Here is a 4,120-nt window from a genome sequence, read left to right as displayed (position 1 = left end):
TGAATACTTCGAACATCGCCTGATCGAATCCCAGCGAAGCATTAACCTTCTCACTTGGTGAGTTTATATTCGCAGAAAGTGTGGTCAGCATGTCGGCCAGCTTAGTCCGATTTGCCGCAGTCATGGGCTTGACCGCCGATCGTACATAGGCACCGGCATTATCGGAGTTCCCTTGCTTCTCCGTTAGCATCATGATGCCCAAGTTGATTGGGGCATCCTGACCCGCCGGAGCCAGTGAGTTCACTACCGTTACGATTGCGTTTAATTCCGCCTGCCCTTGGACCCCGCCAACCCACTGCTGGTTGGCTGCAGTCCAGTTTGACGTGTTATCGATCAGGATAATGACATTCGGATAGTCCGCCGCTTCAGGAGGATTGCTGCCGACAAACAGGTCAATATCCTCAGCCTGCACAACTGAACTTACCAATAGAAACAAGGGCAATAAAAATCTTAACCCTGATATGTTCATGTTGTGCTCCTTTCAGCAGCTAGTTTTACAGGCATTTGGTTTGGTATTGCGCGTCGCTCAAGAGTACACGCACCCCGGCACGAGCGCGGACTGACGCGCCATTGGCCACATTCGCCACTTCAGATTGAATAAGCCAGACGGTATTCCAAGTAGTCGACGACATGCCGGGGAGATTCGCGCTACTCGGGTCAAGCGCCTGCGCAACCGTTGCCTGAATGCACACCGGCTCAGCGATTTCTGCCACATAATCAACGACACCATCATTATTAATATCCACATTGGTCGTGGAGGCCGCAGGAACGGCGGTAAAGTCTTGGCTAATTTTAAGTTCTAGGCCTGTATTGGCTGCAGCCAACGCCTCTTCGCGCATCTGCGCATTGCCTACGGCCTGAAGGCTAACGTTACTCAGGGTCAAGGCGCCTGAAAGCAACAAAGTAAACAACAGCAGCATGATCAGGCCTGCGATCAAGGCCGCGCCACGCTGAGCACCATGATTGCGCCGAGTATTCATGGCGTTTCCCTTCGCATCGAGACATTGTTCAAGCGCACCGTGGTCGAATACACATGGCGCTTGAAGCTCTTGTCATCTGGATCCAGGGCAACACTGCCCAGTTGATAGGCTTTGGCGTCGGTATAGCCTCGGGTGGCGTCGACGTTACGCGCCAAAACATGAATCTTGACCGCCACCGTATTGGCCAGTTGATCCACTGTGCAGGCCGAGCAATGGACAAAAGCACCGTCTGGGGCACCATCCCCCCGGTTGGTCGGTGACGTTTTGTTCAGTGGATCTGCCCAGGTAACTGCAGTAGCGTAATCGACCGCAGCCCCACTATCACTGACAGTATCGACGCCCAACTCAACCACGAGGCCCTCAATGCCCTCAATCAGCGGTTGCACGGACCAGCCCGTAGCACCGTCACCGCCAAACTCGGCACGCATCAAGGTTGGAATACCATCGCCCGCAGTTACGGAAAAATCTCGAATGTAATAGATGTTGGCAACGTAGCGGCGAATGTCGGTTAACGCAGAAGCCAGGCAAGTCATTTTCTGCAGGGAAAAGCCGCCAGTACTCAGCACATAGGAGGGCGATGCGCCAGCGCACTGCGAAGTCTGGAAGTAAACCTTGTCACCGTCATAGCCCGCACAACTTGCCGGAGTAGAGTCGGTATCGCAGCTTGCTGGATAGGACACCGTCTCCGCATGACGCACCACCAACACATCAGTGTCGGCCTGCTTGCTCGTAACGACAGCAGCGCAGCCTGGAGGCACCGCATCATAGACTTGCACGGGAACGGCCAAGAGCCTGAGTTCATATGCTGCAATTGCTGCTGCATCGGCGCCCCAAGGATAGGCTTCGCATGGTGCAGGCGCTGCAACTGGATAGTCTGCGGGAATGTCTGATGAAGTGAGGTCATCAAACTGCGGGATGTAGCCATCCCAAAAACCGCCATGAATCACATCATCCGCGATCACCTGAATGGCAAAACGGCCGTTTTCCATCTGTGCATTGGTCTTGGCCATTTCGTCGCGGGTACGGGTCACGTCGAGAAATAGTTGCAGAATAGCCACCATCATCAGCAAGCTAATCGCTACGACCACCAAGAGTTCAACCAAACTGAAACCCGCTTGCGCCGCAACCTTGTCGCAAGGGCGGGTGGATTGGCGGTTAGGTTTGTATATGCAGTTCATAAGGTGGCAATACGTACGATAGTGGTTACCACGCGACGGCAAATGTCACCGGCACAGTTTGTCGTGTTGTTGTAGAGATTGGCTCCGCAAGCAACTCCGGCAGGAGGGGCCGCCAGCGGCACCATTCCTTGCCAAGCCACGGTAAGCAAGTACTCACCACCAGGTAATGACTCCACGCAGCCGCGTCCACCAATCATTGCACCGACCCTACTGCCGCCCGAGGTTTCGCCCGCACCTTGCAGCGCATTACACCACTCGGCACGATCACGGGCAGCCAGATCGCCGGCCACTGGGTCGCAATTTACCCCCGCTCCGCCGATACCTGTCGAGTTGGTAAGATAACTGTCAGCATTGTTGCGATTCACAGCAATTCTATTGGCCATATCCTGCAGGAGAATCAAGGCCTGAGAGCGCTGGTAGGCTTCCATTTCTGATTGCTGCAAGCGCGATTGCAGGCCTGCCATACCGAGCAAGCCAACTGCCAGAATCAGCACAGTGACCAGCAATTCGATCAGGGTCATACCCAGCTGGCGACGGCAGCCCGGCCTGACTTGATTAAGCGGGCGCATAATTACCACTCCAGCGTTCCATCACGTGTTTTGGTCCCGTCATTGGTGAGCGTCAGGATGCCATCACCGACCTGCGCCCCTATTGGAGTGAAGGTAATAGTAAAAGACGGTACTGTCCCCGCACCTACAGTGACGGCATAGCTGTAGCGGCTGCTCACTTTATCTTCCAAGGCGAACCCGCTCGTTTCTAAAGCCGTCTTATCAACATAAGCGCGATTGGAGAGGAGAAATTGTTGCTCGCGGTTAGCGATGTCCATCATCTGCGCCTGCGCCGCAGCTCGAGCGCTCTTTATGAGATAGGCCTGATAGTTGGGCAGGGCAATTGCCGCCAGGATGCCGATGATCCCGATCACGATCATCAACTCGATCAGGCTGAACCCCCGCTGCTCAGTTCGCTTCACCATGTTCCCTCTCGCGCTCGGTTTTAGTCACATGCCCTACCCATGCGCCGGTAGGGTACGAATCATTGCACTGGAATACCGCTAACCAGTGCGGAGTTTCGACAGTTGGCGCTTTTCCATTCACGGACGGCCATGTCCATCGACTCAGGCGAATCTAGCAGCTTTGCTCGACAGCTTACCTTGCCCTTTTCTTGCTCTTCTTGCGCGCTTGCCTTGCGCTTATTCCTTGCAAAAAACGATTTCCCGACTAGAGCTTATAGGCCAGCCGTGGAAAAGATCCCGGCCGGCGCGACCACCGGAGCCGGGACGGAGACGACCGGCACATACCCTACCAGGATGGCAGGGTAACTCGACCAAGAGGCACGGACGCCATGCACCGTCACGCTTGCGGTTTCACCCTCCCCGAATTGCTCACCACGCTCAGCATCCTCGCGCTGCTGAGCAGCGCCGGCGTGCCTGCCGCCCAGCAATTCATCGGCAACCAACAACTGGTCAGCGCCAGCAATGCGCTGGCGGCGAACCTGGCCCTGGCCCGCAGCGAATCGATCAAGCGGCGCCAGCCGGTGCTGGTCGACAACGCCGACGGCGATTGGGCCAGTGGCTGGCGGGTATTCGTCGACCTGAACAACGACGGCCAACTGGATGATGGCGAACCCCTGCTCAGGCAGGAACAGTCGCTACCCAAGGGGGTGATCGCCAAGGGCAATACGCCGGTTCGGCGCTATGTCCGCTACACCTCGCTCGGCAACGCCAAGCTGCTGGGCGGCGCCTTTCAGGCAGGAACGCTGACGCTCTGTCATGCGACCGGTGAACAGGCGGTCAGGCGCCTGGTGCTGAGCGCCAGCGGCAGATTGAGACGGGCCAGGGATGAGCCGGATCATTGTTGAAGGGGCATGCGAGCGCAGGCGGCGTGCATCAGAGTCGAGGGAACGATCAACCTCTGAGTGGTGATCCACGAGGCCGCCGATGGGTATCGCTGCGCTCAACGCCAT

General features: G+C 56.5%; 6 protein-coding genes. 1 reads left to right on the top strand and 5 read right to left on the bottom strand.

What is annotated here, in order from left to right; translation table 11 throughout:
• The 5 genes from ABYM29_RS15045 to ABYM29_RS15025 form a co-directional block, all read right to left on the bottom strand.
• On the bottom strand, window positions 1-469 hold a 469-nt coding region (locus ABYM29_RS15045), incomplete at its 3' end, for a hypothetical protein (RefSeq protein ID WP_372865609.1).
• A gap of 25 nt (window positions 470-494) precedes the next feature.
• The gene (locus ABYM29_RS15040) at window positions 495-980 is read right to left on the bottom strand and encodes a hypothetical protein (protein ID WP_372865608.1); all 486 of its coding nucleotides are present in this window, start codon (window positions 978-980) and stop codon (window positions 495-497) included.
• Window positions 977-2,158 carry a PilW family protein gene (locus tag ABYM29_RS15035; RefSeq protein ID WP_372865607.1) on the bottom strand — a complete coding sequence of 394 codons (1,182 nt, stop codon included), beginning with the start codon at window positions 2,156-2,158 and terminating at the stop codon, window positions 977-979. The genes ABYM29_RS15040 and ABYM29_RS15035 overlap by 4 nt, the downstream gene beginning before the upstream one ends.
• On the bottom strand, window positions 2,155-2,727 hold the full coding sequence (gene pilV / locus ABYM29_RS15030) for a type IV pilus modification protein PilV (RefSeq protein ID WP_372865606.1): 573 nt from the start codon (window positions 2,725-2,727) through the stop codon (window positions 2,155-2,157). The genes ABYM29_RS15035 and pilV overlap by 4 nt, the downstream gene beginning before the upstream one ends.
• 2 nt (window positions 2,728-2,729) lie before the next feature.
• Window positions 2,730-3,131: a type IV pilin protein gene (locus tag ABYM29_RS15025; RefSeq protein WP_372865605.1), complete on the bottom strand. Its 402-nt coding sequence runs from the start codon at window positions 3,129-3,131 to the stop codon at window positions 2,730-2,732.
• Window positions 3,132-3,499: 368 nt separating this feature from the next.
• Between ABYM29_RS15025 and ABYM29_RS15020 the strand changes: the two genes are divergently transcribed.
• Window positions 3,500-4,015, top strand: a complete 516-nt coding sequence (locus tag ABYM29_RS15020) for a GspH/FimT family pseudopilin (protein WP_372865604.1) — start codon at window positions 3,500-3,502, stop codon at window positions 4,013-4,015.
• Window positions 4,016-4,120: the final 105 nt, after the last annotated feature.

This window comes from Spongiibacter sp. (assembly GCF_041602295.1).
Classification (GTDB): Bacteria; Pseudomonadota; Gammaproteobacteria; order Pseudomonadales; family Spongiibacteraceae; genus Spongiibacter.
Note: the sequence above shows the minus strand (reverse complement) of the source record. Positions and strands in the feature narration are given on the sequence as shown.